At 60.4% G+C, this 23,680-nt stretch carries 30 protein-coding genes and 1 tRNA gene; 28 read left to right on the top strand and 3 right to left on the bottom strand.

Annotated elements, in window-relative coordinates:
* Positions 1-6 precede the first annotated feature (6 nt).
* The 21 genes from DFR37_RS19010 (at position 7) to tatC (ending at position 16,220) form a co-directional block, all read left to right on the top strand.
* Positions 7-1,470, top strand: coding sequence for a glutamate synthase subunit beta (locus DFR37_RS19010; protein WP_113934768.1), 1,464 nt, complete (start codon positions 7-9; stop codon positions 1,468-1,470).
* A 250-nt stretch (positions 1,471-1,720) separates the two neighbouring features.
* Complete coding sequence (locus DFR37_RS19005) at positions 1,721-2,554, top strand: ABC transporter ATP-binding protein (protein WP_113934767.1); 834 nt, start codon at positions 1,721-1,723, stop codon at positions 2,552-2,554.
* The gene (gene mlaE / locus DFR37_RS19000) at positions 2,551-3,339 is read left to right on the top strand and encodes a lipid asymmetry maintenance ABC transporter permease subunit MlaE (protein ID WP_113934766.1); all 789 of its coding nucleotides are present in this window, start codon (positions 2,551-2,553) and stop codon (positions 3,337-3,339) included. The genes DFR37_RS19005 and mlaE overlap by 4 nt, the downstream gene beginning before the upstream one ends.
* A gap of 19 nt (positions 3,340-3,358) precedes the next feature.
* The gene (gene mlaD / locus DFR37_RS18995; RefSeq protein WP_113934765.1) at positions 3,359-3,862 is read left to right on the top strand and encodes an outer membrane lipid asymmetry maintenance protein MlaD; all 504 of its coding nucleotides are present in this window, start codon (positions 3,359-3,361) and stop codon (positions 3,860-3,862) included.
* A 96-nt stretch (positions 3,863-3,958) separates the two neighbouring features.
* Positions 3,959-4,780 carry an MlaA family lipoprotein gene (locus DFR37_RS18990; protein WP_113934764.1) on the top strand — a complete coding sequence of 274 codons (822 nt, stop codon included), beginning with the start codon at positions 3,959-3,961 and terminating at the stop codon, positions 4,778-4,780.
* 15 nt (positions 4,781-4,795) lie between these two features.
* A complete protein-coding gene (locus DFR37_RS18985; RefSeq protein ID WP_113934763.1) occupies positions 4,796-5,443 on the top strand; it encodes an MlaC/ttg2D family ABC transporter substrate-binding protein in 648 nt (215 codons plus the stop codon).
* Positions 5,444-5,628: 185 nt separating this feature from the next.
* Positions 5,629-6,423: an ABC transporter ATP-binding protein gene (locus DFR37_RS18980; RefSeq protein WP_113934762.1), complete on the top strand. Its 795-nt coding sequence runs from the start codon at positions 5,629-5,631 to the stop codon at positions 6,421-6,423.
* Positions 6,420-7,211 (top strand): ABC transporter permease, encoded by a 792-nt coding sequence (locus DFR37_RS18975; RefSeq protein ID WP_113934761.1) that lies wholly within the window; start codon positions 6,420-6,422, stop codon positions 7,209-7,211. The genes DFR37_RS18980 and DFR37_RS18975 overlap by 4 nt, the downstream gene beginning before the upstream one ends.
* Before the next feature lie 11 nt (positions 7,212-7,222).
* The gene (locus tag DFR37_RS18970) at positions 7,223-7,471 is read left to right on the top strand and encodes a BolA family protein (RefSeq protein ID WP_113934760.1); all 249 of its coding nucleotides are present in this window, start codon (positions 7,223-7,225) and stop codon (positions 7,469-7,471) included.
* Positions 7,464-8,729, top strand: coding sequence for a UDP-N-acetylglucosamine 1-carboxyvinyltransferase (murA, locus tag DFR37_RS18965; RefSeq protein WP_113934759.1), 1,266 nt, complete (start codon positions 7,464-7,466; stop codon positions 8,727-8,729). Before DFR37_RS18970 ends, murA begins: the two co-directional genes overlap by 8 nt.
* The gene (gene hisG, locus DFR37_RS18960) at positions 8,726-9,397 is read left to right on the top strand and encodes an ATP phosphoribosyltransferase (RefSeq protein ID WP_113934758.1); all 672 of its coding nucleotides are present in this window, start codon (positions 8,726-8,728) and stop codon (positions 9,395-9,397) included. Before murA ends, hisG begins: the two co-directional genes overlap by 4 nt.
* A gap of 84 nt (positions 9,398-9,481) precedes the next feature.
* The gene (hisD, locus tag DFR37_RS18955; protein WP_113934757.1) at positions 9,482-10,789 is read left to right on the top strand and encodes a histidinol dehydrogenase; all 1,308 of its coding nucleotides are present in this window, start codon (positions 9,482-9,484) and stop codon (positions 10,787-10,789) included.
* A gap of 120 nt (positions 10,790-10,909) precedes the next feature.
* Positions 10,910-11,497 (top strand): imidazoleglycerol-phosphate dehydratase HisB, encoded by a 588-nt coding sequence (hisB, locus tag DFR37_RS18950; RefSeq protein WP_113934756.1) that lies wholly within the window; start codon positions 10,910-10,912, stop codon positions 11,495-11,497.
* A gap of 26 nt (positions 11,498-11,523) precedes the next feature.
* The gene (gene hisH / locus DFR37_RS18945) at positions 11,524-12,177 is read left to right on the top strand and encodes an imidazole glycerol phosphate synthase subunit HisH (protein WP_113934755.1); all 654 of its coding nucleotides are present in this window, start codon (positions 11,524-11,526) and stop codon (positions 12,175-12,177) included.
* A gap of 45 nt (positions 12,178-12,222) precedes the next feature.
* Positions 12,223-12,972, top strand: coding sequence for a 1-(5-phosphoribosyl)-5-[(5-phosphoribosylamino)methylideneamino]imidazole-4-carboxamide isomerase (gene hisA, locus DFR37_RS18940; protein ID WP_113934754.1), 750 nt, complete (start codon positions 12,223-12,225; stop codon positions 12,970-12,972).
* Positions 12,969-13,769, top strand: coding sequence for an imidazole glycerol phosphate synthase subunit HisF (hisF, locus tag DFR37_RS18935; RefSeq protein ID WP_113934753.1), 801 nt, complete (start codon positions 12,969-12,971; stop codon positions 13,767-13,769). The genes hisA and hisF overlap by 4 nt, the downstream gene beginning before the upstream one ends.
* Complete coding sequence (gene hisI / locus DFR37_RS18930) at positions 13,766-14,164, top strand: phosphoribosyl-AMP cyclohydrolase (RefSeq protein ID WP_113934752.1); 399 nt, start codon at positions 13,766-13,768, stop codon at positions 14,162-14,164. The genes hisF and hisI overlap by 4 nt, the downstream gene beginning before the upstream one ends.
* Entirely contained in the window at positions 14,161-14,514 is a 354-nt protein-coding gene (locus tag DFR37_RS18925; RefSeq protein ID WP_113934751.1) for a phosphoribosyl-ATP diphosphatase, read from the top strand. The genes hisI and DFR37_RS18925 overlap by 4 nt, the downstream gene beginning before the upstream one ends.
* Before the next feature lie 106 nt (positions 14,515-14,620).
* On the top strand, positions 14,621-14,854 hold the full coding sequence (tatA, locus tag DFR37_RS18920; RefSeq protein ID WP_113934750.1) for a Sec-independent protein translocase subunit TatA: 234 nt from the start codon (positions 14,621-14,623) through the stop codon (positions 14,852-14,854).
* An 83-nt stretch (positions 14,855-14,937) separates the two neighbouring features.
* Complete coding sequence (gene tatB / locus DFR37_RS18915) at positions 14,938-15,426, top strand: Sec-independent protein translocase protein TatB (protein ID WP_113934749.1); 489 nt, start codon at positions 14,938-14,940, stop codon at positions 15,424-15,426.
* Positions 15,423-16,220, top strand: a complete 798-nt coding sequence (gene tatC, locus DFR37_RS18910; RefSeq protein ID WP_113934748.1) for a twin-arginine translocase subunit TatC — start codon at positions 15,423-15,425, stop codon at positions 16,218-16,220. Before tatB ends, tatC begins: the two co-directional genes overlap by 4 nt.
* Positions 16,221-16,301: 81 nt before the next feature.
* On the opposite strand, the gene DFR37_RS18905 is transcribed toward tatC, so the two are convergent.
* Positions 16,302-17,447, bottom strand: a complete 1,146-nt coding sequence (locus DFR37_RS18905) for a S1C family serine protease (RefSeq protein ID WP_113934747.1) — start codon at positions 17,445-17,447, stop codon at positions 16,302-16,304.
* Between the two features lie 16 nt (positions 17,448-17,463).
* On the opposite strand from DFR37_RS18905, the gene DFR37_RS18900 reads away from it, so the two are divergent.
* Positions 17,464-18,240: a Nif3-like dinuclear metal center hexameric protein gene (locus DFR37_RS18900; RefSeq protein ID WP_113934746.1), complete on the top strand. Its 777-nt coding sequence runs from the start codon at positions 17,464-17,466 to the stop codon at positions 18,238-18,240.
* Between the two features lie 106 nt (positions 18,241-18,346).
* Here the strand turns inward: DFR37_RS18900 and mscL are convergent, their stop codons facing one another.
* The gene (gene mscL, locus DFR37_RS18895; protein ID WP_113934745.1) at positions 18,347-18,796 is read right to left on the bottom strand and encodes a large conductance mechanosensitive channel protein MscL; all 450 of its coding nucleotides are present in this window, start codon (positions 18,794-18,796) and stop codon (positions 18,347-18,349) included.
* A 122-nt stretch (positions 18,797-18,918) separates the two neighbouring features.
* Here mscL and petA point away from each other — a divergent pair, with 122 nt between their 5' ends.
* The 6 genes from petA to DFR37_RS18865 all read left to right on the top strand — a co-directional run bounded on the left by petA (position 18,919) and on the right by DFR37_RS18865 (position 23,263).
* A complete protein-coding gene (gene petA, locus DFR37_RS18890; RefSeq protein ID WP_113934744.1) occupies positions 18,919-19,563 on the top strand; it encodes a ubiquinol-cytochrome c reductase iron-sulfur subunit in 645 nt (214 codons plus the stop codon).
* A gap of 57 nt (positions 19,564-19,620) precedes the next feature.
* Positions 19,621-21,009 (top strand): cytochrome b, encoded by a 1,389-nt coding sequence (locus DFR37_RS18885; protein ID WP_113934743.1) that lies wholly within the window; start codon positions 19,621-19,623, stop codon positions 21,007-21,009.
* 18 nt (positions 21,010-21,027) lie between these two features.
* On the top strand, positions 21,028-21,876 hold the full coding sequence (locus tag DFR37_RS18880; protein WP_180148028.1) for a cytochrome c1: 849 nt from the start codon (positions 21,028-21,030) through the stop codon (positions 21,874-21,876).
* Between the two features lie 128 nt (positions 21,877-22,004).
* Positions 22,005-22,613: a glutathione S-transferase N-terminal domain-containing protein gene (locus DFR37_RS18875; RefSeq protein WP_113934741.1), complete on the top strand. Its 609-nt coding sequence runs from the start codon at positions 22,005-22,007 to the stop codon at positions 22,611-22,613.
* A 54-nt stretch (positions 22,614-22,667) separates the two neighbouring features.
* The gene (locus tag DFR37_RS18870) at positions 22,668-23,114 is read left to right on the top strand and encodes a ClpXP protease specificity-enhancing factor (protein WP_113934740.1); all 447 of its coding nucleotides are present in this window, start codon (positions 22,668-22,670) and stop codon (positions 23,112-23,114) included.
* 73 nt (positions 23,115-23,187) lie between these two features.
* Positions 23,188-23,263: transfer RNA gene (locus DFR37_RS18865), tRNA-Thr, on the top strand.
* Positions 23,264-23,553: 290 nt separating this feature from the next.
* Here the strand turns inward: DFR37_RS18865 and DFR37_RS18860 are convergent.
* Positions 23,554-23,680: transposase (locus DFR37_RS18860; RefSeq protein ID WP_147251638.1), on the bottom strand; the 127-nt coding region annotated here is incomplete at its 5' end.

The following is a 23,680-nucleotide window of genomic DNA, read 5'->3' as shown; positions in this document are numbered from 1 at the left end:
AAAGAAATGGGCAAAATCACCGGTTTTATCGAATTTGAACGCGTCAAGGAAGCGTATGAGGCGCCCTTGCAGCGCCTCAAGCACTGGAAAGAATTCATCCAGCCCCTTACCAACGAAGAGGCCAAGATACAGGGCGCGCGCTGCATGGATTGCGGCATTCCCTTTTGCAGCAACGGCTGCCCGGTCAACAACATCATTCCCGACTGGAACGACCTGGTCTACCGTCAGGACTGGCACGCCGCGCTTGACGTACTGCACTCGACCAACAACTTCCCCGAATTCACGGGACGGATCTGCCCCGCCCCTTGCGAGGCGGCCTGTACCCTCAACATCAATGACGACGCGGTAGGCATCAAGTCCATCGAGCACGCCATTATCGACAAAGGCTGGGATAACGGCTGGGTCGTCCCTCAACTGCCGGCGCGCAAGACCGGCAAGAAGGTGGCCGTGGTCGGCTCCGGGCCGGCGGGCCTGGCCTGCGCCCAGCAATTAGCCCGTGCCGGCCATGCCGTTACGGTCTTTGAAAAAAGCAACCGGATCGGCGGGCTGCTGCGCTATGGCATTCCCGATTTCAAGCTGGACAAATCCCATATCGACCGCCGCCTGGCCCAGATGGAAGCTGAAGGCGTCGAGTTCTGCCCCTCCACCTATGTCGGCGCAGCCGTTGATGCCGAGGAAGGCCTGACCGTGCGCACGCCCGAATCGCTGCAGGAAGAATTCGACGCCGTCGTCCTGACCGGCGGCGCCGAAACGCCGCGCGACCTGCCCGTACCCGGACGCGAACTGCGCGGCGTACATTTCGCCATGGAGTTCCTGAGCCAGCAAAACAAGGCCAATGCGGGGGACCGCGTCGCCAAGCAGATCAGCGCCAAAGGCAAGCACGTCATAGTCATCGGCGGGGGCGACACAGGCTCGGACTGCATCGGCACCAGCAACCGCCAGGGTGCCGCCTCGGTAACCCAGTTCGAGCTGATGTCCAAGCTGCCCGAAACCGAAGACAAGGCGCTGACCTGGCCCTACTGGCCCGCCAAGCTGCGCACCTCGTCCTCGCAGGAAGAAGGCGCCGAGCGGGACTGGGCGGTTTCGACCACGGCACTGCAAGGCAAGAACGGCAAAGTCGAAAAGCTCACCGCCGTGCGCATCGAGTGGTTCAAGGACAAAGCCACCGGACAAATGAAAATGCGCGAAGTCGAAGGCTCGCAGTTCGACCTGCCCGCCGACCTGGTGCTGCTGGCCATGGGCTTTACCGCCCCGGTCAAGACCGTGCTCAGCGCCTTCGGCGTAGAAATGGACGCGCGCGGCAATGCGCGGGCCAACACCGACGATTACACGACCAGCGTAAACAAAGTATTCGCCGCCGGCGACATGCGCCGGGGACAGTCATTGGTAGTCTGGGCCATACGCGAAGGACGCCAATGCGCCCGGTCCGTGGATGAGTTCCTGACGGGGTCCAGCACACTGCCTCGGTAGTCGCCAGACGCCGGTACAGTCAATCTGGCCGGCTGTTTGCATGCTCGCGACGGGCTTGCAGGCAGCCGGCCAGTATTCTTAGACGTGCAAGAAGCCCGCGGTGCTGCCGATGTAAACGCGCGCCTGCTCAGCCCGGGCGATCAAGCCTAATGAAGAGCCAAATCGCTAAAAAACCACGGTAACGGGCAATTACTTGCCCAGGCAACTAGTCGCGATACAATGCAGGGCTAATCACTAGGCATTTCCCTGTATGAACCCTGAAGCATCCTCTGCTGCAGATTCGCTATTGCTGTTCAAAGACGTCACGCTGGGCTACGGCGACTTTACCGTCCTTGCCGGCATCGACATCGATGTCCGCCGCGGCCAGGTCGTTGCAATGATGGGCGGATCCGGCTCGGGCAAGACTACGCTGCTGCGCGCTGCCACCGGTCAAATCCTGCCCAAGCAGGGCACCGTTACGGCTTTCGGCGAAAACATCGCGGCGGCCGACAACAACAAGTTGCGTGCACTGCGCCAACGCATGGGCGTGCTGTTCCAGCAAGGCGCGCTGTTTACCGACCTGAACGTGTTCGAGAACGTAGCCTTTCCTTTGCGCGAACATACCCAGGTCTCCGAGGCCCAGATTATTGAACGCGTGCTCGACAAGCTCAATGCCGTCGGGCTGCGCGCGGCCGCGCATCTAAGCATTTCGGAAATTTCGGGCGGAATGGCGCGCCGCGTGGCGCTGGCGCGTGCCATCGTGCTTGAGCCCGAGCTCATTCTGTACGACGAACCGTTCGCCGGGCTGGACCCTATTTCCCTGGGAATTACCGCGCAACTTATACGCGGCCTTACCGATACGCTGAATTGCGCCTCGGTGCTGATTACCCACGACGTGGCCGAGTCCTTCGCTATTGCCGACCAGGTTTATATGGTGGGGCAAGGCAAGCTGCTGGCCCACGGCCGGCCCGACGACCTGTCGAGCTCGGCCGATCCCTACATTCGGCAATTCCTGAATGGCGAGCCCGACGGCCCCATCGCCTTCCACTACCCCGAAACACCTGCATTCACTGCGTGGCTGCAGCGGCAAGGAGGAAAGCCATGAGCACGCTCGTACGCGGCATAGGCTCGCTGGGACGACTGGCGATCAACACTATTTACCAGCTTGGCGCATTTACACGCCTGCTGGGCAGCATCCTGGCCCGCAGCGGACTGGTCTTCAAGCGGCCGGGGCTGGTGGCGCAGCAAATTCACTTTATCGGCAACTACTCGCTGCTGATCATTGCCGTTTCAGGCCTGTTCGTCGGTTTTGTGCTGGGCCTGCAGGGCTATTACACTCTTAACCGCTACGGTTCCGAAGAGGCCCTGGGCCTTTTGGTGGCCTTGTCGCTGACCCGTGAATTGGGCCCGGTCGTCACCGCCCTGCTCTTTGCCGGGCGCGCCGGCACCTCGCTGACCGCCGAAATAGGCCTTATGAAAGCCGGTGAGCAGCTGGCCGCAATGGAAGTCATGGCGGTCGACCCCATCCGCCGCGTTCTCGTACCCCGCTTCTGGGGCGGCGTCATCGCCATGCCCGTGCTGGCGGCTGTGTTCTCCATGGTGGGCATCATAGGCGGATGGATAGTCGGCGTCGTGCTCATCGGCATCGATCCGGGCACTTTCTGGTCGCAGATGCAGGCCGGCGTCGACGTATTCAAAGATATTCTCAATGGCGTACTGAAAAGCCTGATTTTCGGCATTGCCGTAACGCTCATAGCCCTGTTCGAGGGCTGGAACGCCAAGCCGACGCCTGAAGGGGTGTCCCGGGCCACCACGCGCACCGTCGTAAGCGGCGCCCTGGCGGTGCTGGGCCTGGATTTCCTGCTTACGGCCTTGATGTTCAGCAACTAATGATTAAGACGGAATAACCATGACGCGCGAAAAAACCGATTTCTGGGTTGGCCTATTTGTTCTGCTGGGCTTGGTGGCCCTGGTGTTTCTTGCCCTGCGGGCCGGCAACCTGAGCTCATTCTCGTTGGCCCCAACCTACGAGGTGCAGGCTCATTTCGACAATCTGGGCGGCCTTAAGGTGCGCGCCCCGGTCAAAAGCAGCGGCGTCGTCGTAGGCCGCGTAACAGGCATCTCGTTCGACAATACCACTTATCGGGCGGTCGTTACGCTTAGCCTGGAAGCACAATATAAATTTCCGGACGATTCGTCCGCCTCGATTCTGACCTCGGGCCTGCTGGGCGAGCAATACATTGGCATCACCCCCGGCGGCGACGATAAAATGCTGGCTCAGGACAGCACCATTCAATACACTCAAAGCGCGGTCGTGCTTGAAGAGTTGATCAGCAAATTCTTGTATAGCTCGGCCGACAAAGAAGGAACCGCCAGCAGCGGCACGCCTGCCGCCGAGCCGCACAAGCCCTGAATTGTTGCGGCATGTAATAATGCCTATCGACATAAAATTCCGGCGACACAAAGCGCCCCGCATGTATTTCGTTTCAATCATCGCAAGTAAAACAATATGCCCCTGGACACAACAAGTTCGACACGCAAACGTACCGCCCGGTTGATTCCGGCCCTGGCCGCCGCAACGCTGGCAGCCGGCTGTGCCAGCGTGCCACACCCCAACCCCAACGATCCCCTTGAAAGCTACAACCGCGGCATGTATGCATTCAACGACAAGGTCGACCGGGCCGTCTTCAAGCCCATCGCACAGGGCTACGAAGCTGTCACGCCCAAGCCGGTACGCACCTGCGTGCATAATGTCTTCAACAACCTGGCCGATGCCTGGTCGTCGATCAACAGCTTCCTGCAAGGCCGCGGCCACGACGGCATAAACAGCCTGGGCCGGGTCCTGTTCAACTCCACCATGGGGCTGGGCGGCTGTATCGACGTGGCCTCCATGAACGGCTCAAAGCGCATCGTCAACGATTTCGGCGTAACGCTGGGCGTATGGGGCTTCGGCCCCGGGCCTTATATCGTCTTCCCGTTCTGGGGTTCGACCACGCTGCGCGACGGCACGGCTTCGCTGGCCGGGCTGGCGGTCGACGCGTCGATGTATACGCCGGTGTTCGCCATCGACAACGTACCGCTGCGCAACTCCATCATCGCCCTGAGCCTGATCGACATGCGCGCCAGCCTGCTTAGCGCCGACCAGCTCGTCAATGACATTGCCCTGGATCGCTACAGCTTCATCCGCGACGCCTACCTGCAGCGCCGCAAGGCCTTGGTCCGCGGCTTGCACTCGACCGGCGACGGAACCCTGCCGGACTACTCCAGCGAGCTGCCCGACTATTCCGATAACGGCGACGCCCCCGCGGCGCCCGCCAAATCAGGAAATTAATCAGGAACCATCTTTATGCAACGCTCATTATTTTCTTTTTGTTCCGTCAAACCGCTGCGCTGGCTGGCTGCCGGCCTGCTAAGCCTGGGCCTGGCGGGTACCGCCGCAGCCGATACGCCGGTCGACACCAAGGCCGCGCCCAACGACTTCGTCAGCGTGGTGGCCAACAATGCGCTTAATGCGCTCAAGGCCGAGCCCGCCGCCAAGGCCGGCGACCTGCAGCGCATCAACGCCCTGGTCAATCAGTACGTCCTGCCTTACGTCGACCTGGAAAAGACCACCCGCCTGGCCGCCGGCCGCTATTGGCGCCAGGCCAGCCCGCAGCAGCAAAAAGACCTTACCGAGGCCTTCAAGGGCACGCTGATCCGCACGTACAGCGGCGCGCTGTCCCGGGTTGACGACGTTTCCGCGTTGACCCTGGCGCCATTCCGGGGCGATGCCAATGCCGACGACGTCGTCGTGCGCTCGACCCTGTCGCAGCGCAACGGGCCGCCTGTCGGCGTCGACTACCGCCTGGAAAAGACGGCCAACGGCTGGAAAATCTACGACCTGAACGTTGAAGGCATCTGGCTGATCCAGAACTACCGCAACCAGTTTGCCGAGCAAATCAACCAGAACGGCATCGACGGCCTTATCAAAGCCCTGAACTCCCGCAACAAATAAGCGAAGCGCCAACGCTGTAGTGTGCAACCCGCCAAGACCTGGCCCATGCCGATACGGCGTCCAGGGAAGTTCTGAATAAGCCGAGCGGTTAGCAGGCGCTGCGGTGACTTGTTCAGAGCCTCCCCAAGCATTCGCACATATAATGACAAGCTTGGCCCAATCAGGGGCCAGGCTTTTTGCATATTATGTCCGCGCTCACCTTAAATCACATATCCAAGACCTATCAATCCCAACAATCTCTGTGGAAGAGGCTGCTGGACCCCGGCGCCAAAAGCAGCCAGGGCTTCAGGGCGTTGAACGATGTCAGCCTGAGCGTCGAGCACGGAGAGTTCTTCGGGCTGCTCGGGCCCAACGGAGCCGGCAAAACTTCGCTGATCTCCATACTGGCCGGCCTGGCCCAGGCCACATCCGGCACGGCCAGCGTCTGCGGCTACGATGTCATCACCGACTACAAAATGGCGCGCCGCTCTTTGGGCGTCGTGCCCCAAGAGCTGGTCTACGATCCGTTTTTTACCGTGCGCGAAACCCTGCGCCTGCAATCGGGCTACTTCGGGCTGCGCAACAATGACGACTGGATAGACGAAATCCTGGCCAATCTGGGGTTGACCGACAAGGCCGACACCAATATGCGCTCGCTGTCGGGCGGCATGAAGCGCCGTGTGCTGGTGGCCCAGGCCCTGGTGCACCGCCCTCCCGTCATTATCCTGGACGAGCCCACCGCGGGCGTGGACGTCGACCTGCGCCGCACGCTGTGGGAATTCATCACCCGCCTGAACACGCAGGGCCACACCGTCTTGCTGACCACCCACTATCTCGAAGAAGCCGAAGCCCTGTGCGGCCGCATCGCCATGCTCAAGCAGGGCAGCCTGGTGGCGCTGGACACCACCCAGGCCCTGTTGGCCCGTGTCGGCGGCACCGACCTCGAGGACGCCTTCGTGCGCATCATGAACAGCGACGAAATCATGGGAGAAACAGCATGAACACGCAAGTCGTACAGCCTCGCAGCGATATCGGGTCGGGCTTTCCCACCCTGCTGCACAAAGAGCTCATGCGCTTCTGGAAGGTGGGTTTTCAAACCATTGCCGCACCCGTGCTGACCGCCCTGTTGTATTTATTGGTGTTCGCCCATGTGCTTGAAGGCAGGGTCCAGGTATACGGCACCATTCCGTATACCGCCTTCCTGATACCCGGGCTCATGATGATGAGCATGCTGCAAAATGCGTTTGCCAATCCCTCGTCGTCCCTGATCCAAAGCCGGATCACCGGCAACCTGGTTTTCGTTCTGCTGCCCCCGCTTTCGCACCGGCAGATTTTCTGGGCCTACCTGCTGGCTGCGGTGGCCCGCGGTTTGTCGGTGGGCGCATGCGTCTGGCTGGTTGCATTGTTCTTCATACCGCTGGCGCCGGCCAATCTTGCCTGGATACTGGTCTTTGCCGTGCTGTCCTGCGGCATCATGGCCACATTGGGTATGATTGCAGGCTTGTGGGCCGAGAAATTCGACCAGCTCGCCGCGTTCCAGAACTTTCTTATTATGCCGGCCACGTTTTTGTCAGGCGTGTTCTATTCCATACACAGCCTGCCCGGTTTCTGGCAGGAAGTGTCGCGCTGGAACCCCATTTTCTACACCATAGACGGCTTCCGCTACGGCTTCTTCACGGTTTCCGACGTTTCGCCCTGGCAAAGTCTGGCCGTGGTCGCCGGCGTTTTCGCCGTACTGTGTCTTCTAACCCAGCGTCTTTTAGCCTCGGGCTACAAACTGCGAAACTGAATGTGAACGATATGCTGCCTACTCCCGAACAAGTGCGTCAATACATTGCCGAAAGCCTTAACTGCGAACACATCGAAGTGCAGGGCGACGGCTCTCATTTCGAAGCCATCATCGTCAGCCCCGCCTTCGAGGGCAAGCGCCTGATCGCCCGGCACCAATTGGTCTACTCCTCGCTTGGCGAACGCATGAAAAGCGAAATACACGCGCTGTCCATGCGCACCCTTACCCCTGCCGAATACGAAGCCAATCCGAATGGATAAACTGCTTATCACCGGCGGCAACCGCCTGAATGGCGAGATTACCGTCTCGGGCGCAAAAAATGCCGCCCTGCCCATTTTGTGCGCAAGCCTGCTTACCGCCGACCCCATTTCGCTGGACAATGTTCCGGCACTGAAAGACATCGGCACCACGCAGCGCCTGCTGGGCCAAATGGGCGTGCGGATCACCCAGGACGGCGAAAACTCCGTAACCCTGGATGCCCGCCATGTGCACACCCTTGAAGCGCCCTACGACCTGGTCAAGACCATGCGCGCTTCCATCCTGGTGCTGGGCCCCTTGCTAACGCGCTTCGGCCAGGCCCGGGTCAGCCTGCCGGGCGGCTGCGCCATCGGCCAGCGCCCGGTGGACCAGCATATCAAGGGCCTGGCCGCGCTTGGCGCGGAGATCAGCATCGAGCACGGTTTTGTCGTTGCCAAGGCCAGCCGCCTGAAAGGCGCCGTCATCCGCACCGATATGGTCACCGTAACCGGCACTGAAAACCTCATGATGGCGGCCGTGCTGGCCGAAGGCCAGACCGTACTGGAAAACGCCGCGCGCGAGCCCGAAATCACCGACCTGGCCGAGCTGCTCATCAAAATGGGCGCCCGCATCCAGGGCCATGGCACCGACCGCATCGTCATCGACGGCGTCGAGGCGCTGCACGGCGCCCGGCACACCATCGTGGCCGACCGCATCGAGGCCGGCACCTTCCTGTGCGCGGTAGGCGCCACCGGCGGCGAGATCGTCCTGCGCAATGCCGCGCCCGACACCATGGGCGCCATCCTGGACAAGCTCCAGGAAGCCGGCATGAGCATCGAATGCGGCAGCGACTGGATACGCGGGTCAATGAACCAGCGCCCCAAGGCGGTGGGCTTTCGCACCTACGAATACCCCGCCTTCCCCACCGACATGCAAGCCCAGGTCATGGCCTTGAACACCATCGCCGAAGGCACGGCCGTCATTGTCGAGAACATCTTTGAAAACCGCTATATGCACGTGCAGGAACTGGGCCGCATGGGCGCAAAAATCGACATCGACGGCCATACCGCGGTGGTCACCGGCACATCGAAGCTGTCGGGTGCCACCGTCATGGCCACCGATTTGCGCGCCTCGGCAAGCCTGGTCATTGCCGGCCTGGCCGCAATCGGCGACACCACCATAGAGCGCATCTACCACCTTGATCGCGGCTACGAACGCATGGAACACAAGCTGCGCTCGGTGGGCGCAAACATTCAACGCATAGCACGAGAACAAGCATGAGCCCCGCCAGCCTCGACAAACCCCTTACGCTAGCCCTGTCCAAAGGACGGATTTTCGAAGAAACCTTGCCCCTGCTGGCCGCGGCCGGCGTGCATGTCACCGAAAATCCCGAAAGCTCGCGCAAGCTCATCCTGCCTACCAGCGACCCCGGCCTGCAGCTCATTATCGTACGCGCCTCCGATGTGCCCACCTATGTGCAGTACGGAGCGGCGGACTTCGGCATTGCGGGCAAGGACGTGCTGTTCGAGCACGCCGCGCAGAATGCCGGCGGCTTGTACCAGCCCATCGACCTGAACATCGCCAAATGCCGGCTCTGCGTTGCCGTGCGCGAAGGCTTCGACTACGAAGCCGCCGTATCGCAGGGCTCGCGCCTGCGCATCGCCACCAAATACGTCCAGGCCGCGCGCGAGCACTTCGCCCGCAAAGGCGTGTATGTCGATTTGATCAAGCTGTACGGGTCCATGGAACTGGCGCCCTTGGTGGGCCTGGCCGATGCCATCGTCGACCTGGTCTCCACCGGCAACACCCTGAAAGCCAACCATCTGGTGGCGGTGGAAGACATTGTCCAGATCTCGTCGCGCCTGATCGTCAACCAGGCGTCGCTGAAAACCCGCGCAAAGGCGCTGCAGCCGCTTATCGACGCCTTCGCGCAAGCGTCGGCGGCCTAGTGTGCAGCAGCAGCCAGGCAAGCCGCATGCTAGGATGTTCGGGTATACACTCTTTACTTCGACCCGTACCTGTTTCTGTGTTTTATGGCCTTGATTAAACGCTTAGATTCCCGCTCCGGCGATTTCGCGCGCACGCTGCGCAACCTGCTGGCTTTCGATGCCTCCGAAGACGAGGCCATCGAACGCGTCAGCGCCGATATCCTGAAGGATATCCAGCAACGCGGCGACGATGCCTTGCTGGACTATACCCAGCGCTTCGACCATGTGCAGGCGCAGTCGGTGGCCGCCCTGGAAATCCCGAAAAGCGACTGGCTGGCCGCCCTGGAAAGCCTGCCGGCCGAACAGCGCGCCGCACTTGAGTCGGCGGCCCAGCGGGTTCGCAACTACCACGAGCACCAGCGCAGCGAAACCTGGACCTACACGGAAGCCGACGGCACCGTGCTGGGCCAAAAAGTAACCCCCCTGGACCGCGTCGGCCTGTATGTGCCGGGCGGCAAGGCCGCATACCCGTCCTCGGTGCTGATGAACGCCATTCCGGCCAAGGTCGCCGGGGTTGCCCAAGTCGTCATGGTCACGCCCACCGTCAACAATGTGCGCAACCCCCTGGTGCTGGCCGCGGCGGCCATTGCCGGCGTGGATAGCGCCTGGGCCATCGGCGGCGCCCAGGCTGTGGGCGCACTGGCCTACGGCACGCAAACCATTGCCGCCGTCGACAAAATCGTCGGCCCTGGCAATGCCTACGTGGCCAGCGCCAAGCGCCGCGTATTCGGCACCGTCGGCATCGACATGATCGCCGGCCCCAGCGAAATCCTTATCATCGCCGACGGCACCACGCCGCCCGACTGGATCGCCATGGACCTGTTTTCACAGGCCGAGCACGACGAGCTGGCGCAGTCCATACTGCTCTGTCCCGACGCGGACTATCTCGACCAGGTAGAAGCCGCCATCGAACGCCTGCTGCCGACCATGCCGCGCGCCGACATCATCCGCGCCAGCCTGGGCGGCCGCGGCGCGCTCATTCTGGTTGCCGACCTGGACCAGGCCTGCGCCATCGCCAACGATATCGCCCCCGAACACCTGGAAATTTCCACCGAACAGCCCGAACTCTGGGCCGAAAAAATCCGCCACGCGGGCGCCATTTTCATGGGCCGTTTCAGCTCGGAAGCCCTGGGCGACTATTGCGCCGGACCCAATCACGTACTGCCCACTTCACGCACTGCGCGGTTTTCCTCGCCGCTGGGCGTGTATGATTTCCAGAAGCGCTCCAGCCTGATCAAGGTTTCGCAAGCCGGCGCGCAAACACTGGGACGCGTCGCCGCCACTCTTGCCCATGGCGAAGGCCTGCAAGCCCATGCAGCCAGCGCGCAGTACCGCATCACCCCAAAAAACTAAGCACCGCACATTTCGTACGGCCATCCCTAACCAAGATTATCCGGAACGCGTCGCCACCGTGCTGCAACAACAGCCGCCAGACGCTTTACCGGCACTGAACTAGATTATCGAGTCCCTGCCATGCGTACCGCCGACATTACCCGCAACACCAACGAAACCCGTATCCGGGTGGCCATCAACATCGACGGCACAGGCCGCCAGTCCATCAATACGGGCGTTCCCTTTCTGGACCACATGCTGGACCAGATCGCACGCCATGGGCTCATCGACCTGGACATCCAGTGCGACGGCGACACCCATATCGACGACCACCATACGGTGGAAGACGTCGGCATCACGCTGGGCCAGGCTTTTGCCGCCGCTGTCGGCGACAAAGCCGGGCTGCGCCGCTACGGGCATTCGTACGTGCCGCTGGACGAAGCGCTGTCGCGTGTCGTGATAGACTTTTCCGGGCGCCCGGGGCTGGAATACCATATTCCGTTCACCCGTTCGCATATCGGCCGCTTCGATGTCGACCTGACCCGCGAATTCTTCCAGGGCTTCGTCAACCATGCCCTGGTCACGGTACATATCGACAACCTGCGCGGCACGAATTCGCACCACCAGTGCGAAACCGTCTTCAAGGCATTCGGCCGCGCGCTGCGCATGGCCATCGAACACGACCCACGCAACGAGGGCGTCGTGCCTTCGACCAAGGGCGTCCTCTAACTTTCCACCTTTGTGTTTTACGCAACGTGAATACTATCGCCATCGTTGATTACGGCATGGGCAACTTCCATTCGGTGGCCCGCGCCCTGCATGCCGCCGCGCCCGACGCCGACATACGCATTTGCAACAAGGCCCACGAAATCCAGAACGCCTCGCGCGTGGTGTTTCCGGGCCAGGGCGCCATGCCCGACTGCATCCGCACCCTGAACGAATCGGGCCTGCGCGAAGCCGTGCTGGACGCCGCCCGCAACAAACCGCTGCTGGGCGTATGCGTGGGCGAGCAAATGCTGTTCACCCGCAGCGACGAAGGCGACACCGAGTGCCTGGACATCTTCCCCGGGCAGGTCCGGCGCTTTGCCGGGCCCCAGTATGCCTCGGCCGCCAACCCGGGCCAGGACACTGAACTGCTCAAGGTGCCGCACATGGGCTGGAACCGGGTGCAGCAGACCCGCCCCCACGCGCTTTGGGAAGGCATTCCCGACAACACCCATTTTTATTTCGTGCACAGTTACTATGTACAGCCCGCCGATGCGGCTTTGATAGCAGGACAAGCCCATTACGGAGTAAGCTTTACCTGTGCGGTGGCAGCCGATAACATCTTCGCCGTGCAGTTCCACCCTGAAAAAAGCGCCGACCCGGGTTTGCGCCTGTATAGCAACTTTGTCAGCTGGAACCCCTAAGCTTCGATCCGCACTTTCACTTTTCAATTTTTGCCTTAACGAACCATGCTCCTCATCCCCGCTATCGACCTCAAAGACGGACAATGCGTGCGCCTGCGCCAGGGCGACCTGGACGACGCCACCATTTTTTCGGAAGACCCCGCCGCAATGGCTGCTCAATGGGTAGAGCAAGGCGCAAGGCGCCTGCATTTGGTGGACCTGAACGGCGCCGTAGCCGGCACGCCGAAAAACCAGGCCGCCATCAAATCCATACTCCAGGCCCTGAACGATGAAATCCCCGTGCAGATCGGCGGCGGCATCCGCGACCTGAACACCATAGAAAAATACCTGGACATCGGGCTGACCTATGTCATTATCGGCACCGCCGCCGTTAAAGACCCAGGCTTCTTGCGCGATGCCTGCAGCGCCTTCCCGGGCAACATCATCGTGGGCCTGGATGCGCGCGAAGGCAAGGTCGCCACCGACGGCTGGAGCAAGCTCACGCGCCACGACGTCTACGACATTGCCCGCAAATTCGAAGACTACGGCTGCGAAGCCATCATCTACACCGATATCGGCCGCGACGGCATGCTTTCTGGTGTCAACATCGAAGCCACGGTCAAGCTCGCGCAGCACGTCAACATCCCGATCATCGCTTCGGGCGGCGTCACCGACCTTTCCGATATTCGCGCACTGTGCGAAGTCGAAGAAGAAGGCATCGAAGGCGCCATTCTGGGCCGCAGCATCTACGAAGGCACTTTGGATTTTGCCGCGGCTCAGGATCTGGCCGACGAACTGGGCACCGACGCTTTATGACAACACCGTCCACCCAGAACGACAACACCCTGACCCGGCGCATCATTCCTTGTCTGGATGTGACCGCCGGCCGGGTGGTCAAAGGCGTCAACTTCGTCGACCTGGTCGACGCCGGCGACCCCGTGGAAATCGCGCAGCGCTACAACGAGCAAGGCGCCGATGAGCTTACCTTTCTGGACATCACTGCCACCAGCGACAACCGCGACCTTATCCTGCCCATCATCGAAGCCGTCGCCTCCGAAATCTTCATCCCCCTGACTGTCGGCGGGGGTGTGCGGCAAGTGGCCGACATCCAGCGCTTGCTGAATGCCGGCGCCGACAAGGTCTCCATCAACAGCGCCGCCATTGCCAACCCTGAACTGGTCAAGGCCGCCGCCGACTACCACGGCTCGCAATGCATCGTGGTCGCCATCGACGCGCGCCGCACCTCGCAGCCCGGCGAACCGGCCAAATGGGAAATTTTCACTCACGGCGGACGCAAGGCCACTGGCCTGGACGCCATCGAATGGGCCAAAAAAATGGCCAGCTACGGCGCCGGCGAAATCCTGTTGACATCCATGGACCGCGACGGCACCAAAGCCGGCTTCGACCTGGAGCTGACTCGCGCAGTATCCGATGCCGTGCCTGTGCCTGTCATCGCCTCGGGCGGCGTGGGCAATCTGCAGCACCTGGCCGACGGAGTTACCACCGGCCGGGCCAATGCCGTGCTGGCCGCCAGCATATTCCACTATGGCGAGTACACCGTGCACCAGGCCAAAGAATTCATGGCAGCGCAAGGCATCAAGGTAAGACTATGAGTTCGAACTGGCTCGACGCCGTGGCTTTCGACGCCGACGGACTGCTTCCCGCCATCGCCCAAGACCATCGAACGGGGCGCGTGCTGATGGTGGCCTGGATGAACGCCGATGCGTTGACCGAAACCGCCGCCACGCGCCGCGCCGTGTATTGGTCGCGTTCGCGCCAAAGGCTATGGCGCAAAGGCGAAGAGTCCGGACACCAGCAGATCGTGCACGACATCCGCCTGGATTGCGATGGCGACGTCATTTTGCTGACGGTGGAACAAAAAGGCGGCATTGCCTGTCATACTGGCAGGGAAAGCTGCTTTTTCCGGCGTCTGGACGGCGCTGCCGACCAGGCCGAATGGGTCGTCACCGACCCCGTCCTCAAAGACCCCAAGCAAATCTACAAATGACCAAGCTCCTTCCTTCCGAATCGGACATCCTCTACCGGCTGGCCGACACGCTCGAATCGCGCCTTCCCCAGAACGGCGGCGATCCGTCCTCGTCGTATTCGGCCAAATTGCTGGCTCGCGGGCCCGACGCTTTCCTGAAGAAAATCGGCGAAGAAGCCACCGAGCTCGTCATGGCGGCCAAAGACAATGCAGCGGATCGCATCGTCTACGAGATGGCGGACCTCTGGTTCCACAGCCTGGTTGCGCTGGCGCATTACAAGCTGCGCCCCGAAGATGTACTGCGCGAACTGGCCCGGCGCGAAGGCACCTCGGGCCTGGCCGAAAAGGCCGCGCGCAACGAGGCCAAATAGCGCACCGCGCCGGCCCCGAAGCTGGCACGGAAACGCCAGCACAATTCCCCCCGGTTGGGTAGAATGATGTCAATTGTGCGGCACCCGCCGCCTAACGGAGAACATAATGGGTAGTTTCAGCATCTGGCACTGGCTTATCGTCCTGGTCATCGTCGCGCTTATCTTCGGCACGAAAAAACTGCGCAATATGGGCGAAGACCTGGGCGGCGCCGTCAAGGGCTTCAAGAAAGGCATGGCCGACGCAAACGGAGAAGCCGCCAAAAAGCCCGAATCAGTCACTGAGCGTGTCGCCGACAGCGACACCATCGATGTGCAAGCCAAAGAAAAGAAAGACGTCTAAAATCCCCGCGCGGAATCCGTCTTTCTTAAACGCCCCGCTCCTTAAGACGCAGGGCGCACTCCCACTCAAGGGCTCAGGTATTCATGTTTGATGTCAGTTTTAGCGAACTCATCCTGATCGGGGTCGTGGCTCTGGTCGTGATCGGTCCAGAACGCTTGCCCAAGGTTGCGCGTACCGTCGGCCACCTTCTGGGCCGCGCGCAACGTTACGTCAACGACGTCAAGTCCGATATTCAGCGCGAAATGAACGACCACGACCTGGGCGACCTGAAGGGCCAGATCGAAGACGCCGCCAAGTCGGTCAAGGCCTCGGTTGAAGACGCCGGCAATACCATCCGCGACCCGCTGGCCCAGGCTCAGGAAGCGCTTAAAAACGCCAACTCGGCGGTTCAAGACAGTTTCAAGCTTGAAGGCACGGCGGCACCCGAGGCTACCCCGGCAACACCCAGCCACGAACCCGCGGCCCAAACCGCGGCTTCGGCCGACCCAGACACGCTTCCCCTGCCCGGTTTCGACGGCCCCGCCCCGGACCCCAAAGACGCAGTTAAACCACCTACCGGGACCCACACGTGACGCAGGCAGACCTTAACGACAGCGCCCCCCAGGACAGCTTCATCTCTCATCTCATCGAGCTGCGCACACGCCTGCTCAAGGCTGTAGCGGCCGTCCTGGCTGTGTTTGTGGTCTTGTTCATTTACCCGGGCGCCTCGCACATCTACGACTTCCTGGCCCAGCCCATGCTGGCATCGCTGCCTTCGGGCACCCGCATGATCGCCACCGGCGTCATCACGCCTTTCATGGTGCCGATCAAGGTCACCATGATGGCGGCTTTCGTCATTGCGCTGCCCGTCGTGCTGTACCAGGCCTGGGCCTTCGTGGCGCCAGGCTTGTATAAACACGAAAAGCGCCTGGCCCTGCCGCTGATCATGTCCAGCACCCTGTTGTTTCTGCTGGGCATGGCGTTTTGTTACTTTGTGGTGTTTCGCACGGTTTTCCACTTTATTGCCACGTTCGCGCCGCAGTCGATCACCCCCGCACCTGACATCGAAGCCTACCTCAGCTTTGTCATGACAATGTTCATTGCCTTCGGCGTTACCTTCGAAGTGCCGGTCGTGGTGATTTTGCTGGTGAAGACAGGCCTGGTTACCGTTGCCAAGCTCAAGTCCGTGCGCGGCTATGTCATAGTCGGCGCCTTCATCATCGCCGCCGTCGTCACGCCGCCCGACGTCATGAGCCAGTTCATGCTGGCCTTGCCGCTGTGCCTGCTTTTCGAGCTGGGCATTATCGTTGCCAGCCTGATCACGAAAAAACCGTCGCCCATCCCGGATGACGAAGCGGCCAACGAAATCACGCCCTCCGACAGCTAGGCGTCATTTCCGGCGCAAGCGCGAAGGCCAGGGAACAGGCGTTACACGGCACGCTATGGCCAAGGCCCAACGCCAGCCGGCCTAGCGTCCTCGCGCTTGGGGCCGTATGATGCGCGGCCGCGTCCCTATCTTGACGTTAAGCTGCAAGCGCTTGCCGGCGCGCAGCACGCTCAAGCCCACGGTCTTGCCCGGTTCCAGCGGGGCGATTTGATTCAGGAAACCCTGGCTGTCTTCCACGGCCTGGTCGTTCAGTTTGAGCACAATGTCGCCCACCCTGACGCCGGCCTTCCAGGCTGGGCCGTCGCGCAAGACATCGGCCACGATAACGCCGTCGCTTTGTTTAAGCCGGAATGCGCGGGCCAGCTCGGGAGTGATGTCCTGCGGCTCCAGCCCCAGCCAGCCGCGCTTCACCGAACCCGTCGCGATGATCTGCTCCATGATCGTATGCGCCGTCTTGGCCGGTATGGCGAACCCGATGCCCAGCGAACCGCCCGACTCCGAGTAAATGGCGGTATTAATGCCGACCAGCCGCCCCGAAGCATCGACCAGCGCCCCGCCCGAATTGCCCGGGTTGATGGCGGCATCGGTTTGAATGAAGTTTTCGTAAGTATTGATGCCCAGCCGGTTGCGGCCCAGGGCCGACACGATTCCCAACGTTGTGGTTTGCCCGACCCCGAACGGATTGCCGATGGCCAGCACGACGTCGCCCACCTTGAGTTCATGGTTGCCGTTAAACGTAATGCTGGACAGGTTGGGCAATTGAATCTTCAGGACCGCCAGATCGCTGTCGGGATCGGCGCCCACGACTTCGGCCTTGGCCTGGCGCCCGTCGTACAAGGCGACTTGAACCGCATCGGCCGCCTCGATAACATGGTAGTTGGTCAGGATGTAGCCGTCGCCGCGTACAATCACCCCCGACCCCAGCGTGGTCGCCTTCTTGCGCCGGCTCAACCCGGGAATGTCGCCAAACAGCCGCTCAAGATCGGGGTCGTTAAGCAGCGGCGCAAGCGGTTCGCGCACCTGCTTGGTGGTGTACACGTTGACCACCGCGGGCGCCACCCGCGCCACAGCGGCTGCATACGACAGCGTGGCATCGCGCGTCGGTGCCGGCTTGACCGGAGCCTGCGGACGCGTTCCCAGCCAGTCGGGGCGCAAGGTGGTCACAATAAACAATGCCGCAAGGCATATCGTGACGCTCTGGGCGAACAATAACCAAAATCGATGCATAGGACTCAAGGCAAAAATGAATCAGGTTTCCACACACGAACTTGCCAACTGGCTGGACGCCACTTTGCAACCCCACCGTTTCCGGGATTACTGCCCCAATGGCCTGCAAGTCGAAGGCAAGGACTCAATACGCCACATTATCACCGGAGTCACCGCCTCCCAGGCGCTGCTCGAAACCGCCGTGGCGCGCGGCGCCGACGCCGTCCTGGTGCATCATGGCTGGTTCTGGAAGAACGAAGACCCGTGCATACGCGGCCCCAAGCGCCGCCGGCTGGCCCTGGCGCTGCAAAGCCAGCTTAACCTGTTTGCCTACCACCTGCCCCTGGACGCACACCCCAGCCTGGGCAATAACGCGCAATTGGGCCGTGTGCTGGGTTTCGAGCCCGAGCGCGATAGCGACGGCAACCCCGTTACTTGCGGGCCCGACGGGCTGGTCTGGCTGGGCCGCTGCACGGACGCCAATACGCTGAGTGAACTGGGCGCATTGATTTGCAATCGCTTACATCGCGAACCGCTGGTTGTTGGCAATCTACAACAAACCCTGGGCCGCGTGGCCTGGTGCACGGGCGGGGCCCAAAGCATGATGCAGTCGGCCATAGACGCCGGCGCCCAGGTCTACATTACGGGGGAAGCTTCAGAACCCACCTTCCACTTGGCCCAGGAAACTGGCTGCGGCTTTATCGCCGCCGGCCACCATGCCACCGAGCGTTATGGCGTCCAGGCCCTGGGCGAGGCCATCGCGCGCGAATTCAACGTACGCGTAGAGTTCGTGGACCTGGACAACCCGATATAAAGCGACTGCGCTTCTTCACCGCCTTGACTGCCGTTCCCGGGCAGCCTGGCCGTACGAGCCGGCCGCCGCCGGACGCGGCACGGTCATGGCCGTGCCGCCCGGCACTTTACTTTTTAAGCAGGTCGCGGATTTCGCGCAGCAACAAGACGTCGTCCGGCGTAGGCGCGGGCTCGGCGGCGGTTTGCGTTACCAGCTTATTGCGCGCTTTATTCGCCAGCTTGACCATGAAGAACACGACCAGGGCCAGCAGGATGAAGTTGATCAGGATGGTCACAAAATTGCCCCAGCCCAATACATTGGCGCCGGCCTTGGTCAGGGCTTCGTAGGTGCGCGGGCCCGCATAATTGGCCGGTTCCTTCAAGACCCAGAACAAATTGCTAAAATCCACCTGCCCGCCAAGAATGAAGCTGATGAACGGCATAATGACATCCTTGACCAGCGAGTCGATAATCTTGCCGAAAGCCGCGCCGATAATCACGCCAACGGCCAGATCTATCATGTTGCCCTTGACTGCAAACTCCTGGAATTCGCTAAAGAAACCTTTTACTTTGCTCATGTCTTTATCCTTTAGTCTTTCACCCAACGGCGGGCTATCGGTATAATACGCGGTTAGAAGAAGATTCAATACATTAAATACATTGAATGACATGCCCACGTCGGCATCAACAAGGATAGAAGATGAGTCAGGATAATTCGACGATCGATGGCGCAGTTGCGGTTGATCCCAACCAGCCGCCCGATCCCTCGCGCCGCTTTTGGGTCGGCACTGCCTGTGCAGTCGGTGGTGTTGCGGGCGTTGCCACGGCCGTTCCTTTTGTGGGGTCGTTTGCCCCCTCGGCCAAAGCGCGCGCAGCCGGCGCTCCTGTCGAAGTCGACCTCAGCACCATTCCCGCGGGCGAAATGCGCACCGTCGAATGGCGCGGCAAGCCGGTCTGGGTCTTGCATCGCACGCCCAAGCAGCTCGAAGACATAAAAAAAGACGACGCGCTGGTTGCCGACCCCAACTCCGACCGCCCGGGCTATACCCCTCCCTACGCAAAAAACGAGTACCGCTCGCGCAAGCCCGAACACCTTGTCGTGGTCGGCATTTGCACGCATTTGGGCTGTTCCCCAACACCCCATCTGGCCGCTGTCGACGGCCCCGGCCTGCCCTCCCCCTGGGAAGGCGGGTTTCTTTGCCCCTGCCACGGTTCCATCTTCGACTTGGCTGGCCGCGTTTATAAAAACAAACCCGCGCCCGACAACCTCGAAGTACCGCCCTACCAGTACTCCGCCGACGGCACGCACATCACCATTGGCGTCGACGAAGACAACAAGGCTTGAGCCGACAAACCGAATAACATAAGCCACACAGCTAGATAGAATAAAGGAACCGTTTCCATGGCAGGCGAGAAAACCGTCGAAACGACAGGACTTTTAGGATGGATCGACAAGCGCTTCCCGCTTACGTCCCTCTTCAAAGAACACATGTCGGAATACTACGCACCCAAGAATTTCAATTTTTGGTATTTCTTTGGATCATTGGCGCTGCTGGTGCTGGTCATCCAGATCGTGACCGGCATCTTCCTGGTCATGAACTACAAGCCCGATGGCAATCTTGCGTTCGACTCCGTCGAATACATCATGCGCGAAGTGCCGTGGGGTTGGCTGATCCGCTACATGCACTCAACCGGCGCGTCCATGTTCTTCGTGGTGGTCTACCTGCACATGCTGCGCGGCCTGTTCTACGGCTCGTACCGCAAGCCGCGCGAACTCGTGTGGGTGTTCGGCATGGCCATCTTCCTGTGCCTGATGGGCGAAGCCTTCATGGGCTATCTGCTGCCATGGGGCCAGATGTCGTACTGGGGCGCCCAGGTTATCGTCAACCTGTTCTCGGCCATTCCTTTCATCGGCCCTGAGCTCTCGCTCTGGATCCGCGGCGACTACGTCGTCTCCGATGCCACGCTCAACCGCTTCTTTGCTTTCCATGTCATTGCCATTCCGCTGATTCTTATCGGCCTGGTCGTGGCTCATATCATTGCGCTGCACGAAGTGGGTTCCAACAACCCGGACGGCGTCGAAATCAAGGACGGCCCCAAAGACGCCAACGGCCATCCTGTCGACGGCATCCCTTTCCACCCCTATTACTCGGTGCACGACATCATGGGCGTGGCGGGCTTTCTTATCGTCTTTGCCGCCATTATTTTCTTCGGCCCTGAAATGGGCGGGTACTTCCTGGAATACAACAACTTCATTCCAGCCGACTCGCTGACCACTCCATCGCATATCGCCCCGGTCTGGTACTTCACGCCGTTCTACTCCATGTTGCGCGCCATCACGGCCGACTTCACCTGGGTTCTGGCGGCTTGTTCGCTGATCGCGGCCGTTGCCATGTTCTTCAAGGGCAATCTGCGCGGCGTGTGGCGCCTGGCCGTACCCGTCATCCTTATCCTGGTTGCCGTGCTGCTGCGCACGCTGGACGCCAAATTCTGGGGTGTCGTGGCCATGGGCGGCTCGGTCGTCATCCTGTTCTTCCTGCCTTGGCTGGACTATTCGCCGGTGCGCTCCATCCGCTACCGTCCTTCCTGGCACAAGTTCCTGTATGCGATTTTCATCGTTGTCTTCTTGATCCTTGGTTTCCTGGGCACGCAAGCGCCTACGCCAACCTACAACCTGATGAGCCAGATCGGTACCCTGATCTACTTCGGCTTCTTCTTGCTGATGCCAGTCTGGAGCCGCCTGGGCACGTTCAAACCAGTGCCCGAACGGATCACGTTTCACGCTCATTAAGCCAACAAGACACACGGAATGATCATGATTAAAAAGCTGCTTGGTGCCATTGCGTTATCCCTTACCTGCTCGGTTGCCCTGGCATCGGGCGGGGGATATCCCCTTGACAAGGCACCCAACCGAATCAACGACATGGCGTCCCTGCAAAATGGCGCCAAGCTATTCGTCAACTATTGCCTTAGCTGCCATAGCGCTAACTCCATGCGCTACAACAAGCTTACGGAAATCGGCCTGACCGACGAAGAAATCAAAAAGAACCTGCTGTTCACCACGGACAAGGTCGGCGACCTCATGACCATCGCCATGCGCCGCCCCGACAGCAAAAAATGGTTCGGCACCACACCGCCCGACCTGTCGGTCATTGCACGCGCCAAGTCCACCAACTTCGGCCCGTCCGGCGTCGACTACATCTATACGTTCCTGCGTACTTTCTATCGCGACACCAGCAAGAAAACCGGCTGGGACAATGCCACGTTCCCGAACGTGGACATGCCCAACGTGCTGTGGCAGTTGCAGGGTCCGCAAACGTATAGTCATGTATCCATCGCCGAACACGAAGGCGAAAAGGGCGAGGTCTGGACACGCACCAGCACCAACTTCGACGCCGACGGCTACTCCGAAACCAAGACCGAAACGCTGCAAAACTACCGCGGCCACGCAGTCAGCCAATCCAGCTTCAAGAACCTTGCAGGAAGCACCGGCGCCTTCGACAACAATGTCGCCGACCTTAGCAACTTCCTGGGCTGGATGGCCGAACCGGTACAATTGCTGCGCAAGAAAATAGGCGTTTGGGTATTGCTGTTCCTGGGCCTGTTCCTTATCGTGGCATGGCGCTTGAACGCAGCCTTCTGGAAAGATATAAAGTAAGCTATAGCAATACACGGCAGCCCGCGTCGGCTGTCAATCAGGAAATAGGCGTAGCAAATACGCCTATTTCCCTTTTCTGAGCAGCGCTTTTTTGCTCGTGTTTTCATTCAATGATGGGAAACCTCGCCATGATGGTGCTCTACTCCGGAACAACCTGCCCCTTTTCACAACGCTGCCGTTTCGTGTTGTTCGAAAAAGGCATGGACTTTGAAATCCGCGATATCGACCTGTACAACAAGCCCGAAGACATTGCTGTCATGAACCCGTATGGGCAAGTTCCCATCCTGGTCGAGCGCGATCTGATTCTGTACGAATCCAATATCATCAACGAGTATATCGACGAGCGTTTTCCGCACCCGCAGCTCATGCCCGCAGACCCCGTCATGCGGGCGCGCACGCGCCTGTTCCTGTACAACTTCGAAAAAGAGCTCTTTGTTCACGTCTCCGCACTTGAAAATCGCAGCAATCCCGACGAAAAAGTACTCGAGAACGCACGCCAGAACATCCGCGACCGTCTCTCGCAGCTGGCTCCGCTGCTGCTCAAGAACAAGTTCATGCTGGGCGAAGAATTCTCCATGCTGGACGTGGCTGTGGCCCCGCTGCTTTGGCGCCTGGACCACTACGGTATCGAGCTGCCCAAAAATGCCGCGCCCATCCAGAAGTATGCTGAACGCATCTTCTCGCGGCCGGCCTACATCGAAGCGCTGACACCTTCCGAAAAAGTCATGCGCCGTTAAACTGCCAAACCTAACCACCAGGACGGCCTTAACCGGCCGTCCTTACAATCGCCGATGTCAGAATCTTCAACCAAGCCCTACCTGATCCGAGCGTTGCACGAATGGTGCACCGACAATGGCTACACCCCCCATATCGTCGTCACCGTCGACGCCAACACGGTTGTGCCGCGCGCCCATATCCACGACGGGCAAATCACGCTGAACGTCGGCACGCTCGCCACCAACTGCTTGGTTCTGGGCAACGACTACATAGAATTCCAGGCTCGCTTCAGCGGGGTCACCGAACACATTTATGTGCCTGTGGCGGCCGTATCGGCCATCTATGCGCGCGAAACCGGCGCCGGCATGGGCTTTGAAGTCCACGACTCGAACGCCTATCCAGGCGGCGAAACCGAATCCGCAACCGAACCGCCGGCCGAAAACAAACCCGCCGGCAAGTCCGACAACAACGATTCCCCCGACGACGAACCAAAGCGGCCGCGCCTGACCATCGTCAAGTAATCCCCGCTTGGGCAAAACGCCGCTTGGCCGGCGCAAAGCGAAAATATCGAAAACCTAGTAGAATAGCGCCGTTGCCGGTTTAGCTCAGTTGGTAGAGCAGCGCACTTGTAATGCGAAGGTCGAGGGTTCAACTCCTTTAACCGGCACCAGTATTCATGCGGTTCTCCGCAGCAAATGGCCACCTTTCAGGGTGGCCATTTGGTTTTTGAGCCAATTATGCTCCACCGCTTTGCCTATACCTAGTTTTCCAGGAGAACTTAGGTATGGCAACAATCAAAAACGCGGTGAATTTCAATTTCAGGCTCGGATCCGCACCAAGGACCACGCCCCCCCCCCCAAACAAAGACCTTCGAACGATTGACGGACGCCCGTGCTTGGGTTGCGGCGGTTGAAACTGAAATGCGGCGGCTCTACCCCGTAAAGAGGGGACGGGCACTCATCACACTCGGTTAATCACCCCGTTCCAACCGCACAGGGCCAAGACCCGCATGCGGTAATTCTCAAAGTTCCTAAAGCCAAACGCTCGGCGTGAAATCATTTTCATCTTCGTATGGAAACCCTCCGTG

Source organism: Eoetvoesiella caeni (assembly GCF_003315175.1).
GTDB classification, from domain to species: domain Bacteria; phylum Pseudomonadota; class Gammaproteobacteria; order Burkholderiales; family Burkholderiaceae_B; genus Eoetvoesia; species Eoetvoesia caeni.
The sequence above is the reverse complement of the archived record's forward strand: the minus strand, read 5'-3'. Positions and strand labels throughout refer to the sequence as shown.

Bases quoted from the DNA above. Each gene is read 5' to 3' on its own strand.
- DFR37_RS18990 (WP_113934764.1), top strand. From the start codon at position 3,959: ATGCCCCTGGACACAACAAGTTCGACACGCAAACGTACCGCCCGGTTG.
- mlaD (WP_113934765.1), top strand. From the start codon at position 3,359: ATGACGCGCGAAAAAACCGATTTCTGGGTTGGCCTATTTGTTCTGCTG.
- mscL (WP_113934745.1), bottom strand. From the start codon at position 18,796: ATGAGCAAAGTAAAAGGTTTCTTTAGCGAATTCCAGGAGTTTGCAGTC.
- DFR37_RS18870 (WP_113934740.1), top strand. From the start codon at position 22,668: ATGTCAGAATCTTCAACCAAGCCCTACCTGATCCGAGCGTTGCACGAA.
- DFR37_RS18905 (WP_113934747.1), bottom strand. From the start codon at position 17,447: ATGCATCGATTTTGGTTATTGTTCGCCCAGAGCGTCACGATATGCCTT.
- DFR37_RS18975 (WP_113934761.1), top strand. From the start codon at position 6,420: ATGAACACGCAAGTCGTACAGCCTCGCAGCGATATCGGGTCGGGCTTT.
- DFR37_RS19005 (WP_113934767.1), top strand. From the start codon at position 1,721: ATGAACCCTGAAGCATCCTCTGCTGCAGATTCGCTATTGCTGTTCAAA.
- hisI (WP_113934752.1), top strand. From the start codon at position 13,766: ATGAGTTCGAACTGGCTCGACGCCGTGGCTTTCGACGCCGACGGACTG.
- DFR37_RS18980 (WP_113934762.1), top strand. From the start codon at position 5,629: ATGTCCGCGCTCACCTTAAATCACATATCCAAGACCTATCAATCCCAA.
- DFR37_RS18925 (WP_113934751.1), top strand. From the start codon at position 14,161: ATGACCAAGCTCCTTCCTTCCGAATCGGACATCCTCTACCGGCTGGCC.
- petA (WP_113934744.1), top strand. From the start codon at position 18,919: ATGAGTCAGGATAATTCGACGATCGATGGCGCAGTTGCGGTTGATCCC.
- DFR37_RS19010 (WP_113934768.1), top strand. From the start codon at position 7: ATGGGCAAAATCACCGGTTTTATCGAATTTGAACGCGTCAAGGAAGCG.
- hisD (WP_113934757.1), top strand. From the start codon at position 9,482: ATGGCCTTGATTAAACGCTTAGATTCCCGCTCCGGCGATTTCGCGCGC.
- hisA (WP_113934754.1), top strand. From the start codon at position 12,223: ATGCTCCTCATCCCCGCTATCGACCTCAAAGACGGACAATGCGTGCGC.
- DFR37_RS18875 (WP_113934741.1), top strand. From the start codon at position 22,005: ATGATGGTGCTCTACTCCGGAACAACCTGCCCCTTTTCACAACGCTGC.
- mlaE (WP_113934766.1), top strand. From the start codon at position 2,551: ATGAGCACGCTCGTACGCGGCATAGGCTCGCTGGGACGACTGGCGATC.
- tatB (WP_113934749.1), top strand. From the start codon at position 14,938: ATGTTTGATGTCAGTTTTAGCGAACTCATCCTGATCGGGGTCGTGGCT.
- DFR37_RS18880 (WP_180148028.1), top strand. From the start codon at position 21,028: ATGATCATGATTAAAAAGCTGCTTGGTGCCATTGCGTTATCCCTTACC.
- hisF (WP_113934753.1), top strand. From the start codon at position 12,969: ATGACAACACCGTCCACCCAGAACGACAACACCCTGACCCGGCGCATC.
- tatA (WP_113934750.1), top strand. From the start codon at position 14,621: ATGGGTAGTTTCAGCATCTGGCACTGGCTTATCGTCCTGGTCATCGTC.
- DFR37_RS18985 (WP_113934763.1), top strand. From the start codon at position 4,796: ATGCAACGCTCATTATTTTCTTTTTGTTCCGTCAAACCGCTGCGCTGG.
- hisG (WP_113934758.1), top strand. From the start codon at position 8,726: ATGAGCCCCGCCAGCCTCGACAAACCCCTTACGCTAGCCCTGTCCAAA.
- murA (WP_113934759.1), top strand. From the start codon at position 7,464: ATGGATAAACTGCTTATCACCGGCGGCAACCGCCTGAATGGCGAGATT.
- DFR37_RS18885 (WP_113934743.1), top strand. From the start codon at position 19,621: ATGGCAGGCGAGAAAACCGTCGAAACGACAGGACTTTTAGGATGGATC.
- hisB (WP_113934756.1), top strand. From the start codon at position 10,910: ATGCGTACCGCCGACATTACCCGCAACACCAACGAAACCCGTATCCGG.
- DFR37_RS18970 (WP_113934760.1), top strand. From the start codon at position 7,223: ATGCTGCCTACTCCCGAACAAGTGCGTCAATACATTGCCGAAAGCCTT.
- DFR37_RS18900 (WP_113934746.1), top strand. From the start codon at position 17,464: ATGAATCAGGTTTCCACACACGAACTTGCCAACTGGCTGGACGCCACT.